Annotated in this window: 11 protein-coding genes and 1 pseudogene; 6 read left to right on the forward strand and 6 right to left on the reverse strand. The window is 72.6% G+C overall.

The window, feature by feature from the left end:
- Positions 1–4: 4 nt before the first annotated feature.
- The 3 genes from ABZV42_RS29630 to ABZV42_RS29640 all read right to left on the reverse strand — a co-directional run bounded on the left by ABZV42_RS29630 (position 5) and on the right by ABZV42_RS29640 (position 2,582).
- A complete protein-coding gene (locus ABZV42_RS29630; protein WP_356054402.1) occupies positions 5–322 on the reverse strand; it encodes an antibiotic biosynthesis monooxygenase in 318 nt (105 codons plus the stop codon).
- 128 nt (positions 323–450) lie between these two features.
- Positions 451–1,449 carry a type I glyceraldehyde-3-phosphate dehydrogenase gene (gene gap, locus ABZV42_RS29635; protein WP_356054404.1) on the reverse strand — a complete coding sequence of 333 codons (999 nt, stop codon included), beginning with the start codon at positions 1,447–1,449 and terminating at the stop codon, positions 451–453.
- Positions 1,450–1,625: 176 nt separating this feature from the next.
- The gene (locus ABZV42_RS29640) at positions 1,626–2,582 is read right to left on the reverse strand and encodes a helix-turn-helix domain-containing protein (protein ID WP_355988155.1); all 957 of its coding nucleotides are present in this window, start codon (positions 2,580–2,582) and stop codon (positions 1,626–1,628) included.
- Positions 2,583–3,097: 515 nt separating this feature from the next.
- Here ABZV42_RS29640 and ABZV42_RS29645 point away from each other — a divergent pair.
- Positions 3,098–4,270 carry an amidase domain-containing protein gene (locus ABZV42_RS29645; protein WP_355988152.1) on the forward strand — a complete coding sequence of 391 codons (1,173 nt, stop codon included), beginning with the start codon at positions 3,098–3,100 and terminating at the stop codon, positions 4,268–4,270.
- A 96-nt stretch (positions 4,271–4,366) separates the two neighbouring features.
- On the opposite strand, the gene ABZV42_RS29650 is transcribed toward ABZV42_RS29645, so the two are convergent.
- Positions 4,367–4,732, reverse strand: a complete 366-nt coding sequence (locus ABZV42_RS29650) for a DoxX family protein (RefSeq protein WP_355988149.1) — start codon at positions 4,730–4,732, stop codon at positions 4,367–4,369.
- Positions 4,733–4,839: 107 nt separating this feature from the next.
- Here ABZV42_RS29650 and ABZV42_RS29655 point away from each other — a divergent pair, with 107 nt between their 5' ends.
- The gene (locus tag ABZV42_RS29655; RefSeq protein WP_355988147.1) at positions 4,840–5,217 is read left to right on the forward strand and encodes a helix-turn-helix domain-containing protein; all 378 of its coding nucleotides are present in this window, start codon (positions 4,840–4,842) and stop codon (positions 5,215–5,217) included.
- Between the two features lie 33 nt (positions 5,218–5,250).
- On the opposite strand, the gene ABZV42_RS29660 is transcribed toward ABZV42_RS29655, so the two are convergent.
- Positions 5,251–6,657 (reverse strand): FG-GAP-like repeat-containing protein, encoded by a 1,407-nt coding sequence (locus ABZV42_RS29660; protein ID WP_356054406.1) that lies wholly within the window; start codon positions 6,655–6,657, stop codon positions 5,251–5,253.
- A gap of 220 nt (positions 6,658–6,877) precedes the next feature.
- On the opposite strand from ABZV42_RS29660, the gene ABZV42_RS29665 reads away from it, so the two are divergent.
- The 3 genes from ABZV42_RS29665 (at position 6,878) to ABZV42_RS29675 (ending at position 12,112) form a co-directional block, all read left to right on the forward strand.
- Entirely contained in the window at positions 6,878–8,053 is a 1,176-nt protein-coding gene (locus ABZV42_RS29665) for an epoxide hydrolase (RefSeq protein WP_356054408.1), read from the forward strand.
- A 127-nt stretch (positions 8,054–8,180) separates the two neighbouring features.
- A complete protein-coding gene (locus ABZV42_RS29670) occupies positions 8,181–11,930 on the forward strand; it encodes an AAA family ATPase (RefSeq protein ID WP_356054410.1) in 3,750 nt (1,249 codons plus the stop codon).
- Positions 11,931–11,986: 56 nt separating this feature from the next.
- Positions 11,987–12,112 (forward strand): hypothetical protein, encoded by a 126-nt coding sequence (locus ABZV42_RS29675; protein WP_355988139.1) that lies wholly within the window; start codon positions 11,987–11,989, stop codon positions 12,110–12,112.
- 4 nt (positions 12,113–12,116) lie between these two features.
- Here the strand turns inward: ABZV42_RS29675 and ABZV42_RS29680 are convergent, their stop codons facing one another.
- On the reverse strand, positions 12,117–12,878 hold the full coding sequence (locus ABZV42_RS29680; protein WP_355988137.1) for a maleylpyruvate isomerase family mycothiol-dependent enzyme: 762 nt from the start codon (positions 12,876–12,878) through the stop codon (positions 12,117–12,119).
- Positions 12,879–13,009: 131 nt separating this feature from the next.
- Between ABZV42_RS29680 and ABZV42_RS29685 the strand changes: the two are divergent.
- Positions 13,010–13,366: pseudogene (locus ABZV42_RS29685) on the forward strand (transposase); the annotation flags it as partial.
- Positions 13,367–13,463 lie beyond the last annotated feature (97 nt).

Consider the following 13,463-nt stretch of genomic DNA (forward strand, 5'->3'; position numbering starts at 1 on the left):
GGTGTCACGCGTTCTTCGGCGCCGCCTGCTGCACGACCTCGAACGACCAGACCGAGGACCCACTGGCAGCGGGCTTCGGGCGGTCGCCGCCGCCCTGGTGGGCCGCCTTCATCGGGCCCTCCATCCACGCCTGGAACGAGGCCTCGTCACGCCAGCGCGTGTACACCAGGTAGTCCTCGGTGCCCTCGACGGGGCGGAGAAGCTCGAACCACTCGAAGCCGTCGGAGTTCTCCACGGCACCGGCGCGCGAGGCGAAGAGCTTCTCGAGGGTTTCCCGCTGTTCTGCGGGAACGGCCAGGACGTTGATCTTGACTACGCTCATGGGTCCATCCTGCCGCATCGCCCTCGGCCCAAGGCTCAGGGCCGTCCGATACCTCGATCGGACGACCCCTTCGACTTCGACTCCTGTCCCGCCTCGCCCGCGCGCGAAGGCGAGGCGTCGGCCGCCGGTCAGCCGGCGGTGAGGAGCTGGAGTGTGTCGATGACGCGGTTGGAGAAGCCCCACTCGTTGTCGTACCAGGCGACGACCTTGATGTGGCGGCCGTCGACACGGGTCAGGGCCGAGTCGAAGATCGACGAGGCCGGGTTGCCCGTGATGTCGGAGGAGACGAGCGCGTCCTCCGAGTATTCGAGAACGCCCGCGAGCGGGCCCTCGGCCGCCGCTCGGTAGGCCGCGAGGACCTCGTCGCGGGTCACGTCGCGGGCCACGGTGGTGTTGAGCTCGACGATCGAGCCCACCGGAACCGGGACCCGGATCGAGTCGCCCGACAGCTTGCCTTCGAGGTTCGGCAGCACCAGGCCGATCGCCTTGGCGGCGCCGGTCGTGGTCGGCACGATGTTGACGGCGGCGGCACGAGCGCGCCGGGCGTCACGGTGCGGGCCGTCCTGAAGGTTCTGTTCCTGGGTGTAGGCGTGGACCGTCGTCATGAAGCCGTGCTCGATACCGGCGAGGTCGTCGAGCACCGCGGCCAGCGGAGCGAGCGCGTTGGTCGTGCACGACGCGTTCGAGACGATCGTGTGCAGGGCCGGGTCGTAGGCGTCGTTGTTGACACCGAACGCCAGCGTCACGTCGGCGCCGTCCGCCGGGGCGCTGACGAGCACCTTGCGCGCACCTGCGTCGAGGTGCGCTCCGGCAGCCTTGGCCGAGGTGAAACGGCCGGTGGCCTCCAGTACGACATCGACGGCGAGCTCGGCCCAGGGCAACTGCGCCGGTTCACGCTCGGCCAGCACCTGGATGCGCCTGCCGTCCACGACGAGGGTGTCCCCGTCGACGGTCACCGGGCGGCCGAGGCGGCCGGACGTCGAGTCGTAGGCGAGCAGTCGCGCGAGGGCGGCGGGCTCCGTCAGGTCGTTCACCGCGACGACCTCGAGGTCCGTGTCACGTTCCAGCAGCGCGCGCAGAACGTTGCGTCCGATGCGGCCAAATCCATTGATGGCGATACGAGTCATGAGTGGTGTCCCTTCGGCTCCTCTCCAGTGTTCCCGCGCGGCGCCGGGCGGTGACAGCGGCGAGATCGCCATGGTCCGCAAGGATCGCGCCAACCGGTCGTGGGGGGGGCCGAGGCGCCGCCCGCCGGCCGGTCGCGGAGGGTCCGAGGCCGGTTGTTCGCCCTGGGTGGAGCCGGCTATTCGCCCTGGGTGAAGGTGCGCCGGTATTCGCTCGGGGAGGTGCCGAGGATCCGGTGGAAGTGCAGCCGCAGATTGGCACCGGTGCCGAGGCCCACGCCCGCGGCGATCTGCTCGACGCTCCACTGCGAGCGCTCCAGGAGTTCGCGGGCCATGTCGATGCGGGCTCGCATGACCCATTGCATCGGTGTGTACCCCGTGTCGTCGGCGAAGCGCCGCGAGAAGGTGCGCGGCGACACCGCGGCGTGCTGGGCGAGTGTCTCCAGGGAGAGCGGTTCGCCGAGCTGGTGCAGCGCCCATTCGCGGGTGGCGGCGAACCGTTCGCCCAGCGGTTCGGGGACGCTGCGTGGCACGTACTGTGCCTGACCGCCGCTGCGGTAGGGGGCCGCGACCAGACGGCGGGCCGCGTGGTTCGACGCGGCCACTCCCAGGTCTCCGCGCAGGATGTGAAGGCACAGGTCGATGCCGGAGGCGGCGCCTGCCGAGGTCAGTACGCTTCCCTCGTCGACGAACAGGACGTTCTCGTCGACGTCGACGAGCGGGTGTTTCGCCGCGAGTGCCCGGGTGTAGTGCCAGTGCGTCGTGGCACGTTTCCCGTCGAGCAGTCCCGTGGCGGCGAGCGCGAACGCGCCGGTCGAGATGGCCGCGAGCCGCGCGCCCCGCTCATGGGCCCCGACGAGCGCGTCGACGACGGCGGGCGGCGGGTCCTCGCGGTCGGGGGACCGGTATCCGGGGACGAAGACGAGCTCGGCCCAGGCGAGTTGTTCGAGGCCGTGGGCCACGTGGTACGACAGTCCGTCGCCGCCGGTCACGAGACCGGGCTCCGCGCCGCACACCCTCACCTCGTACGGCATGCTCGCCCGGGTCGTGAACACCTGCGCGGCGATGCCGACATCGAGTGGTTTGGCACCCTCGAGCACGAGAACGGCGACGCGGTGCAAGGGGGATGGCGGCACGGGAAAAGGGTACGCGGGTGTGCGGGCCTTTCTCGTTCGACGTGCTCGCGCGGGCACCGGAGGAAGCGGGTGGTCCGATCGGTCGGAGTGGTCCGAGCGGTTCGCCGAAGCGCCGGCAGTGCGGCCCGCCGAACACCGGGCAGAGCGGCCCTGTCGCGCGGCTCGGCGGAGACGGTCCGACAAAGACGCCCGCTCCCGGGTACGCCCGCGCTCACCCGCATGTGCGGAGACGGTCCCACGGAACGCCCGCTCCCCAGTACGTCTGCGCTCGCCCGCATGTGACGCACCGGCACCGAGATCGGCGTATGTCCGTCGGGTCGGTCCGGGCGGCCCGCGACGCGGCGCCCGGCGGCCGCCGGGACCGGTCGGCTGCCGGGATTGCCCGTCCGAGCGCGGAGCTGCGGCTTTCCGCCTCCGTGCCTTGATACCGCTTCGGCAACCCCCTTCACAAGAGCCACATACGCCGTGCGAGGATGCGGCTCCGGTATCGAATACCGGTGTAGAGGGGAACCCCATTGAAATCAAGGAAACTGAGCCGTAAGCGGCAGCGCGCAACCATAGTCACGGCGGCGGCCGCCTCGGTCGTCGCCGGCGCAGCCCTGCTGCCCAACTGGTCCGCTGGCGCGGCGAGTGTGACCGCCGACCCCAAGGTGGACGCGTCCACGAAGGCGACCTTCCAGCGGCTGGCGGACGCGGTCTTCACCGACCGTACCGACGCCCTGGTCGGCGACGACGGAGCGAAGCAGAAGACGTCCCGGTTCTCCGGCGACGTACGCCTGTCCTCGACCCAGTCGCGTGCCGAGAAGTCCGCGCTGGCGAAGCTGGAGAGCCGCAAGGCCCGTCTGGCGGAGCTCGGCGAGAAGTACCGTTCGGCCAACACCACGGTGTCGCTGGACCGTACGCGGGTGAAGGGCCGTCACGCCACGGTCGACGTCACGGAGACGACGACGCTGGCCTACGACAAGGCCAAGGGCACCGAGCCGAAGACCACCGGCTTCGAGGCGCACCACACGCTGACGTTCAAGGCCGACCGCAACGGGGACTGGCAGCTCACCACGGTCCGTGACACGGACGACGGGGTCGCGGTCAACCAGGTCGCGGCCACCACGTACGTGGCCACGCCGATGACCGGTGACGACACGCCGCCTTCGGCGACCCGTGCCGCCACCACGCAGCCGGCGCCGGCGAAGCCGAAGAACTTCACGGCGACCGGCTACGACTACAAGGCGATGGCCGCGTACGCCGCGAAGTACTGGAAGAACTACAACCCGGCGTACCCGGACTTCAACGGGGAGGGCGCCGGCGGAGACTGCACGAACTTCGTCAGCCAGACCCTGAAGGCCGGCGGCTGGAAGCACGCTCCCGGTTACGTGAACGACTTCCACAAGTGGTTCGGCAACTCGGACATCCAGTCGGACTCGTTCGTCGGGGTCAACGAGTTCTCGTGGTTCGCCCTGTCCTCGAAGCGGACCACCAGCCTCGCGAACGTCTATCAGGCCGACGTCGGTGACGTCATCCAGATGGACTTCAACAAGGACGGGTCCAAGGACCACACGATGATCGTCACGTACCGCAGCCCGCAGGGTCAGCCGTACGTGTCGTACCACTCGACCAACACCTACAACCGGTCGTTGGCGAGCATCATCGCGTCGTACCCGAACGCCGCGTACTACGCCTACCGCACCTGAGCGGACGCGTTCCCGGGGCGGGAGCGGGCACGATGTGCCGGCTCCCGCCCTTTGCGTCGCGCGGAACTGCGGAAGCGGCGCGGCGGACCGGGCCGGTCAGAGCCGGACGGTGCCCAGCCAGAGCGCCGCCCCGGCGGCCGCCAGCAGGACGAAGTTGAGCCCGGTCATGCGCGCCTCGCCGCGCGAGACGTGAACGGCTGTTCCGCCGACCTGGATCAGTACGAGGCCCGTCGCCGCGGCGACGGCGAGCCAGGGCGCGATCCCGGTGAGCGGCGGCAGGATCAGGCCTGCCGCGCCGAGGACCTCCAGCGTCCCGATGAGTCTCACGACCGGCATGGGTACGCGGTCGACCCAGCCCATCATGGGCCGCAACTGCTCCTGGCTCCGCAGGATCTTGAGGCCTCCGGCGTAGAGGTAGAAGGCCGCCAGCAGCGCTGCGACGATCCAGTAGGCGACGTTCATGGCGGCTCCTCGCACAATGGTTACCAGGCGTAAGTTGCCCCATGATGAGTCACCGTCGGGGGGCCCGCAAAAGGCACATGGATGTGCGCTACCCACAGGGAGCTGTCGTGTCGGAGTACGAGCACACCTGCATGATCCGCGGGGACGCCGGCCGGACGATCCGTGCCGTGCTCGACCGGATCTGCGACAAGTGGACGCTGCTGATCGTGACGACCCTGGAGGGGGGCCGGCTGCGCTTCACCGATCTCCAGCGGCAGATTCCCGGCATCTCGCAGCGGATGCTGACGCTGACCCTGCGCAATCTGGAGCGGGACGGCCTGGTGTCGAGGACGGTGTACGCGGAGGTCCCGCCGCGCGTCGAGTACGCGCTGACCCCGACCGGGCGAAGTCTCATCCCGCCCGCCCTCGCGCTGGCCGGCTGGGCGATCGAGCACATCGCGGAGATCGAGGCCAGCAGGGCCGCGTTCGGGGAGCGGACGGGCTGATGTCGGTGGGTGCCTGGGACGCCGACGGCGGAATCAGCGCTGGAAGGCGGCTCCGAGCTGCGCGCCGGTCTCGGGTGCGGCGAGTGTGTGGGGTCCGTAACTCACCGATCCGGTGGCGGTGATGCCGGAGGCGGTGCCGGGGAAGACCCAGACGCCCCCGGAGCCGTTGTTCTCCTTCGGCGCCGACACGACGACGTACCCGCCGACGACGGCGGTGCGGCCGCCGAACGCGTCGCCGTTCTCCGCCGTGCCGGGCACCCCGGCCGTGTTCTGGCCGAAGACCTGGACCGCGCTGCCGGACAGGCCCGTCCGGCTCCCCCTGAGGACGGCGAAGGTGCCGGCGTCGGTCCGTCCGGCGTAGTCCTCGCCGGGGACCCCGGCGACGACGTCGGCGTATCCGTCACCGGTGACGTCACCGACGGAGACGTCGGTGCCGAAGCGGTCGCCGCTCTCCCCCGTCCCGGGGACGCCCGGGGTGTTCTGGCCGATGAGGGTGGCCCGCGCCGCGAATCCGCCGGCCGTGCCCCGCACCACGCCCACGAGCCCGCCGCCCGGGGCGGTGCTGCGACCGAAGACGACGTCCAGGTGGCCGTCGTGGTCGATGTCCCCGAGGGCGATGCTGTCCGCGGACACGGTGTCGGCGGCGGCTATGAGCGGGCCCTCCACGGGACCGTTCCTGGTGCCCCACAGCAGTTGCAGGCGGGGCGGCGGCACCGTCCCGTCTCCGTCGGAGTCCCACGATCCCCTGCTGATGACGAGGTCGGTCCTGCCGTCGCCGTCCACGTCGCCCGCCGCCATTCCGTGGATGCGGACGCCCGGGTCGACGAGCGGGCCGGTGCGGGCCGGGACACCGGTACGGCTGATGGGCCCGTACCGCGTCTCGTACGCCGTCACGAGGTCCAGGTGACCGTCCCCGTCGACGTCGCCCGCCCGGGTCGCCGACCGGCCCTCGCCGGCGACGGCGGCGGTGATGAGCCCGCCCGCGCTTCCCCACAGCACGGTCTGACGGCCGACGTCACGGGCGGCGCCGATGTCCTCGCCGGGAGATCCGACGACGAGGTCGGTGTAGCCGTCGCCGTCGAGGTCCGCCGCGGTGAGGTCGCTGCCGAAGCGGTCGCCCGCCTCCGCCGTACCGGGGATTCCGTAGCGGCTCTGGCTGATCACCTGGCGCTTGACGCCGTCGGGGCCCTCGCCCATGCCGTAGACGACGGTGAAGTATCCCGCTCCGGCACGGCCGTTGACGGTGCCGCCGGGGGCGCCGATGGCCACGTCGGGGTATCCGTCACCGTCGAAGTCGGCCCGCGCGGACCCAGGAGCGGCGGAGTCGAGAGCACTCGTGGAGGTGTTCCCCGGGGCGGCCACGACCGGTGCGGCACCCGTGGCGGACAGGACGACGACGGCGGTCGCGGCCACGGGCAGGCGGAGCTTGCGCAAGGACAAGGCGGACCCCTTGGGGACGGTGATCGCTCGTCGGGACGTCCCGACGGCCGGTGCCCCACAAGACCCGCACCCGACGCCGATGGTTGTACTCCCCCGTTCACCTGGTCGTCCGACACGCACGCCCTCGGGTTCACGTCGCGGCGGCCGTCCGGAGGCACGCGCCGCCCCGGCGGGAGCCGGAGTCCGCGAACCGCCCGGCACGCTCCCTAGGATGCGACGCATGCCTGATCTCCCGCCTCGCCCCGAGCCGTTCACCGCCAGGACCGAGCCGTCCGCGCTCGACGATCTCCGTTCACGGCTGCGCGCGACCCGCTGGCCGGACGCCCCGGCGGAGGCCGGGTGGTCGCTGGGGACCGACCTCGGTTACCTGCGCGAGCTGGTCGCGTACTGGGCCGACGGGTTCGACTGGCCGGCGCGGGAGGCGGAACTGGCCCGGCTGCCCCGCTACCGCATCGGGCTCGGCGGTCTGGGCATCCACTTCGTGCACGCCCGGGCCGTCGCTCCGGCCGGTCCTGTTCTGCCGCTGGTGCTCTGCCACGGCTGGCCGGACTCGTTCTGGCGGTACACGAAGGTGATCCCGCTGCTGACCGATCCCGGCGCGCACGGCGGCGATCCGGCCGACGCCTTCGATGTGATCGTGCCCGACATGCCGGGCTACGGACACTCCGACCGCCCCACCGGCCCATCGCTCGACTCCATCGCCGTCGCCGGTCTGTGGGCCGAGCTGATGGAGGTGCTCGGATACGAGCGGTTCGGCGCGGCCGGCGGTGACATCGGCAGCCATGTGAGCCGCTATCTCGCGCTCGACCACCCCGGCCGCGTCGTGGCCGTCCACCGCATGGACGGGGGTCTGCCGGTGTTCGCCGGGGACCCGGCCGACCTGACGCCCGAGGAGCGTACGTGGATGGAGGGCGTCGCGGCCTGGGGCGCCGCCGAGGGCGCGTACGCCGCGATGCACCGCACGAAGCCGCAGACCGCCGCCGTGGGACTCAACGACTCGCCGGCCGCGCTCGCCGCCTGGATCGTCGAGAAGCTCCGGGCGTGGAGCGACTGCGACGGGGACGTCGAGCGGTCCTTCACGAAGGACGAGATCCTCACGAACGTGACGCTCTACTGGCTCACCGGGACGATCGGCTCCTCGATGCGCATGTACGGCGCGAACGGGGCGATCCCGCCCGCGCAGCTGGCCCGCCGGGTCGAGGTGCCGTCCGGCTTCTCGCTGTTCCCGGGCGATCTCGTGCGTGCGCCGAGGGCGTGGCTCGAGCGTACGACGAGCCTCGCGCGCTTCTCCGAGCCACCCCGCGGCGGCCACTTCGCCCCGTTCGAGGAGCCCGAGCTCTACGCGGAGGAACTGCGCGCGTTCTTCCGCCCCTACCGGACACCGGCGGCGAACTGACTCCTCCATCGGCCACCGCGAGCCCGGTCCCCGACTCCCCCGGCGTGTCCGTGCCTCGCGACCTTCCTCCACCCTGCCTACGCTCTACGGGAGGGCGCAGCGGAGATGGACCGACAAGGACGACGCCATGGTGACGGGCTTTCCGTTCGTGGGACGCGAGGACGTACTCGGGGAGCTGCGGGATGCCGGGGAGCGCGCCGCCGCGGGCCGGGGCGGACTCGTCACCCTGACGGGAGCGGCGGGAGCGGGCAAGACCCGCGTCGCGGAGGAGGCCGCCCGGCGCGCAGAGGGCTTTCGCACGGTGTGGACGTGGTGCCCGCCGGACGCCGTGCAACACGCGCTCAGGCCCTGGTCACGGTTGCTGCGCGAGCTCGTCGTGGACGATGTGCGCTGCGCGCGGCTCGTCGCCGCCTCACCGTCGCTGCGCGCGGTCCTGGCCGGGTCCGCGGACGCCGGGCGGACCGAGGCGGACCCGGAAGCGGCGCGGGTGCGGCTCGCGGGCGACGTCACCGAGATCCTGACGACGGTGGCACGGCGACGGCCACTGCTGCTGGTCCTCGACGACGTCCACGCGGCCGACGCCTCCTCGCTGCGGCTGCTCCTGGAGACCTCCGACGCCGTGCGCGGTTCCAAAGTCCTGCTGCTGGCCACGGCCCGCGACGACGACACCGCCTGGCAGGACCGCGCCTGGGCCCGGGCCCAGTTGCTGCGCCGTGGGAGCGCGCTGCCGGTGGGACCGCTCCGGGACGAGGACGTGGCGGCGCTGCTCGACGCCGCTACGGGCGGCACTCCCGCGCCTTCGGCCGTACAGGCCCTGGCCCGGTACACGGGCGGCGACGCGTTCTTCGTGACGGAGCTCCTCCGGTCCGGCGCCGGCCTCGAAGGGACCGGGCCGAAGGCGACGGCCGTCTCCGTCCGGATCCGGGACGTGATCCGTGCCCGAACCGCCGAACTGTCGCCCCGTACGGCCCGGTTGCTGGACATCGCCTCCCTGCTGGGAACACGGTTCCGGCTCGACGTGCTCGCCGATGCCGCCGGCGAGCCGCTGGACGAGGTGCGCGCGCTGCTCGGGGAGGCGGCGGGGGCCGGACTGCTGGCGGAGGCCGGGGCGAACGAGGGCCGTTTCCGGCACGATGTTCTGCGCGAGGCGCTGTCCGGGAGGCCGGCACCCGCCGAGCGGGCCGCGCTGCACCGGTCGCTGGCGGCCGTTCTGGCCGAGTACGCCGGGCGCGGCCGCGACACGGGTCCCGCCGAGGTCGCCCACCATCTGCTCCTCTCCGGCCCGGAACACGCGCACGAGGCCGCCAAGTACTGCCGGGAGGCCGCCGATCGCGCCGCCGCGCTGCTCGCGTTCGAGGAGGCTGCCCGCTGGTACGAGAGAGCCGTACGGGCGTACGCGACGGGCGGTGCCGACCCGGCGGAGAACGCGGGGACCGACGACGGTGACGGTGACGGGCACGACTCCGGCGGCGGCAACGACTTCCGTGGCGGGGTCCGTGGCCGTACCCCGGTCGGTGGGACCACCGCGGCCGTCGAGGGCGGTGTGGGCGGCATGGGTGGTGTGGGTGGCGAGCCAGTCGGTCGGGGGCTCGGTGAGGCGGGGGAACGCGTCGAGGCGCTGATCGGGCTCGGGGCGGCGCGGTTCGGGTCCGGTGACTGGGCGGCGGCCCGTTCCGCACTGCTGCGCGCCGCCTCGCTCGCCCGCCGCGCGGGCCGGCCCGATCTGCTGGCGCGGGCCGCGCTGGGCCTCGGCACGGGTCCCGTCGGCTTCGAGGTCGATGTGGCCGACCGCGAGCAGGTCGACCTGCTGGGGGAGGCACGTTCCGCACTCTCGGCCGATCCGGCGCACGCCGGGCTGCGCGCCGCCGTCACCGCCCGGCTGTCCCTCGCGGCGGCTCTCCTCGAACCCGAGGAACACCGCGTCGCCCTCGCGGAGGAGGCGGTGGCCACGGCGCGCGAGGCCGACGACCCGGCGACACTCGGTCCGGCGCTCGCCGCGCTGTGCGACGCCCGGCCCGGCCCCGACCACTGCCGGGAGCGCCTCGACCTGTCCCGGGAGATCATCGCCTCGGCCCGGGCCCGGCGTGACCTCCCCCTCGAACTCCTCGGCCGGCGGCTGCGGTTGGTCGCGCTGATGGAGACCGGCTCGTTCGCCGGGGCGGACTCCGAGGCGGCGGCGTACGACAGCGCGGCCAGGCCGCTGCGACAGCCGCTGTACGCGTGGTACGTGCCCCTGTGGCGCGGCACCCGGGCACTGATGGAGGGGCGGTACGACGACTGTGCCGCCGCGCTCGCCGAGGTGGAGGCACTGGGCGGCGCGGCGGGCAGCCCCAACGCCACCCTGCTCGCGCAGACACAGCGCTGGTGCCTCTACTCGGCGACCGGCGACCGGGACCAGCTGCAACTGCTGCGCGACCGGGCGCCGTTGGAACGGATGCCGGGGGTGTGGCCGCGTGTCACGCTGGCTCTGCTCGCGGCGCAGCTGGGGTGCCATGAGGAGGCCTCGCGGCGCCTGTCCGGGGTGATGCCGTCCCTGGTCCGGGCACCGCGGGACAGCGAGTGGCTGCCGATGATGGCGCAGGCCGCGGAAACCGTCGGCACGGTGGGCACCCATACCTCCGCGTCCTCGCTCTACGACGCCCTGGCGCCGTACGCGGGTCTGTTCGTCGTCGAGGGCATCGGTGCGGCGATCCGGGGCCCGGTCGACCGCCATCTGGCGCTGCTGGCCCGGTCCATGGGCGACGACCGCACGACCCGCCACCACCGTGACCGCGCCGTGCGAGCCGCGATGGACGCGGGCGCGGTCGCACTCGCCGAGCTCATCGCCGAGGAAACGGCGGGGCCGACAGGGGCGACGGGAACGACAGGGACGGCGGGGACAGCGGGGACAGCGGGGACAGCGGGGGTGGCCGGAACAGCAGGAACGACCGAGACCTCGGAGGCGGCGAGGACGGCAGGGTCGGTTGGGGTAGCCGAGTCGACGGGGGCGGCGAGGACCGCAGGGACCGTTGAGGCAGTCGAGTCGGCAGCTCCTGCGAAAACCGTAGGAACGGTTGGGGCAGCCGAGACGGCGAGGACCGCAGGGACCGTTGAAGCGGCCAGTCGGGAGGGGACCGCACAGACAGCCGGGGTGGCCGAGTCGGCGAGGACCGCAGGGACCGTTGAAGCGGCCAGTCGGGAGGGGACCGCACAGACAGCCGGGGTGGCCGAGTCGGCGGGGGCGGCAGGAACCGGTGCGCGGCCCGGGGACTCGGCGGGCCCCGTCGCGACGGCGCCCGCCGCAACCGCACCGCAGCCGGAACCGCCCCTGCCCGCACCGCTGTTCCGCCGCGAAGGGCCGCTGTGGCACCTGGTGTACGCCGGCCGGGAGGCCCGCCTCCCCGACAGCAAAGGCCTGCACGACATCGCGATGCTCCTCGGCCGCCCGGGTACCCCGGTCCCCGCGGTCGATCTGGCGGCACCCGGTGCCGTCGCCGACGCACGTGGAACGAGCACCGCGGACCTGCATGCCCCCGGTGATCTGGGTGAGGTGATCGACGCCACCGCCCGCGCCGCGTACCGGCGACGCCTGCGGGAACTGGAGGAGGAGACCGAGGACGCCGACACGGCCGGGGACGCGCCACGGTCGCGCCGGATCGCGGAGGAGAGGGACGCCCTCGTCCGTCAGCTGTCAGCCGCCTACGGCATCGGCGGCCGCGTCCGCCGCGCCGGTTCCCCCGCGGAACGCGCCCGTACGGCCGTCACGGCCCGGGTCCGCGCCGCCGTTCGCCGTGTCGCGGCGGTCCACCCGGAGCTCGGACGCCATCTGGAGACCGCGGTACACACGGGCACCCTGTGCGTCTACGAGCCCGAGAACCCGCCCGCCTGGCGCCTGTAAGAGCACCTAGGAGAAAGCCTGGTCGTAGCCATGTCCCCTTCCTGGCTGAGTCGGCAGTGCTGCGGGAGGCGCTCGGGCTCGAGCTGTACGAGGCCGTACTGGCCGTCCGCCGCGCGGAGGCGGAGCCGTTCGCGATGTTCACCGACGCGGACGTCATCAAGGCCGTCCGCTGGCGGTATTGACCGGCTACTCCTCGGGCTCCCAGGCGATCAGCTGCTCGAACACCTGCTGGTCGCCCTCGATCTTCAGGTCGCTCAGCGTGAGGCGGCCCCAGACGAAGAGGAGCAGCTGCTCGGCCGTGCCCTCGGCCGAAGCGGAGGCGGGCGCGGCGTCGTCCGTGAGGGGTGCGGGCCAGGCGCCGGTGCCGTCCAACGCGAGGAGCCAGGAGCGGCCCTCGGTGGCGTGGTAGTGGACGGTGGCGGCCTCGTGCGGCCAGGCCGCCGGGGTGGAGTTGCAGGTGTCGAGAAACTCGGCCACGCCGTCGATCGCGACGTCCGCCGGCATCGGCTGCACGGCGCCCGCGGCGAGCTGGGCGTCGTAGGTGTGCACCAGCACCTCGTGCACCCGGCGCCGGGCAACGCCCCAGGCATTCGCCGGCGACACGCCGGCGCTCCACCACGCCCAGCACTCGCGCTCCGGGCCGGCCTCGCGCAGCGCACTCAACAGCAGCTCGTTCGACTCGGCGTACCAGGCCAGCAGCGCCTCGAGCTCGCGCGGCACCTCCGCGGCATCCTTGGCCGGCGGAGCCTCGGCCGGGCCCGCGGCGACGATCGCGGCCCACCAACGCTGGCCCCTACCCAGGTGCTGCACCAGATCGAACAACGTCCACTCGGGGCAGGACGGCACCGGCGCGTCAAGGCTGGGCGCGGCGGCAACCGCACTCCGGAACGCGGCCGACCGCTCGTCGATCAGTTGCAGCAGGGCGGAAAACTCAAGACTGTCTGTCACATCGCTTACCTATCACCCCAGCTCAGCCGACCGCACCCTATTTTCCAGGCCGTCAGCTGCGAGAGTCGGAGCACCTGATAGAAAGCCTGGTCGTAGCCATATCCCTTCCTGGCCGGCTCGTTGAACGAGTCATGGGGATGGGGAACGGTCCTCCGTGGATGGTGCCGGACGACCTGTGGGGGCGGATCGAGCCGTTGCTGCCGGTCAGGCAGCGGCGTCCGCGCCATCCCGGCCGGCTGCCACTGGACGACCGTGGTTGCCTGCCGGGCATCCTGTTCGTGCTGCACACCGGGATCCAGTGGGAGTGGCTGCCGCAGGAGCTCGGCTTCGGGGCCCACCGGCCGCGGCAGTTGTTCGCCGACCGGGGCTACCGCTTCGACAAGTACCGTCGGCTCCGGTGGAAGCGCGGTATCAAGCCGGTCATCGCCCGACGCGGAGTTCCGGCCGGCTCCGCCCTGGGCTCGGTCCGCTGGGTGGTCGAGCGGACGAAGTGCGCCACGAGGCGCTCTGTTTGTATCCCCGGCTGAGCCGGGAGGAACTCGGAAGGAGGTTCCTGGGCCGGATGACTTACCTGGATCCGAAAGG

Origin of the sequence: Streptomyces sp. NPDC005281 (assembly GCF_040607495.1) — a bacterium.
GTDB lineage: Bacteria > Actinomycetota > Actinomycetes > Streptomycetales > Streptomycetaceae > Streptomyces.

What these genes read in the sequence shown, in the direction of transcription:
- ABZV42_RS29630 (WP_356054402.1), bottom strand. Translation starts at nt 322, where the DNA reads ATGAGCGTAGTCAAGATCAACGTCCTGGCCGTTCCCGCAGAACAGCGG.
- gap (WP_356054404.1), bottom strand. Translation starts at nt 1,449, where the DNA reads ATGACTCGTATCGCCATCAATGGATTTGGCCGCATCGGACGCAACGTT.
- ABZV42_RS29650 (WP_355988149.1), bottom strand. Translation starts at nt 4,732, where the DNA reads ATGAACGTCGCCTACTGGATCGTCGCAGCGCTGCTGGCGGCCTTCTAC.
- ABZV42_RS29665 (WP_356054408.1), top strand. Translation starts at nt 6,878, where the DNA reads ATGCCTGATCTCCCGCCTCGCCCCGAGCCGTTCACCGCCAGGACCGAG.
- ABZV42_RS29670 (WP_356054410.1), top strand. Translation starts at nt 8,181, where the DNA reads ATGGTGACGGGCTTTCCGTTCGTGGGACGCGAGGACGTACTCGGGGAG.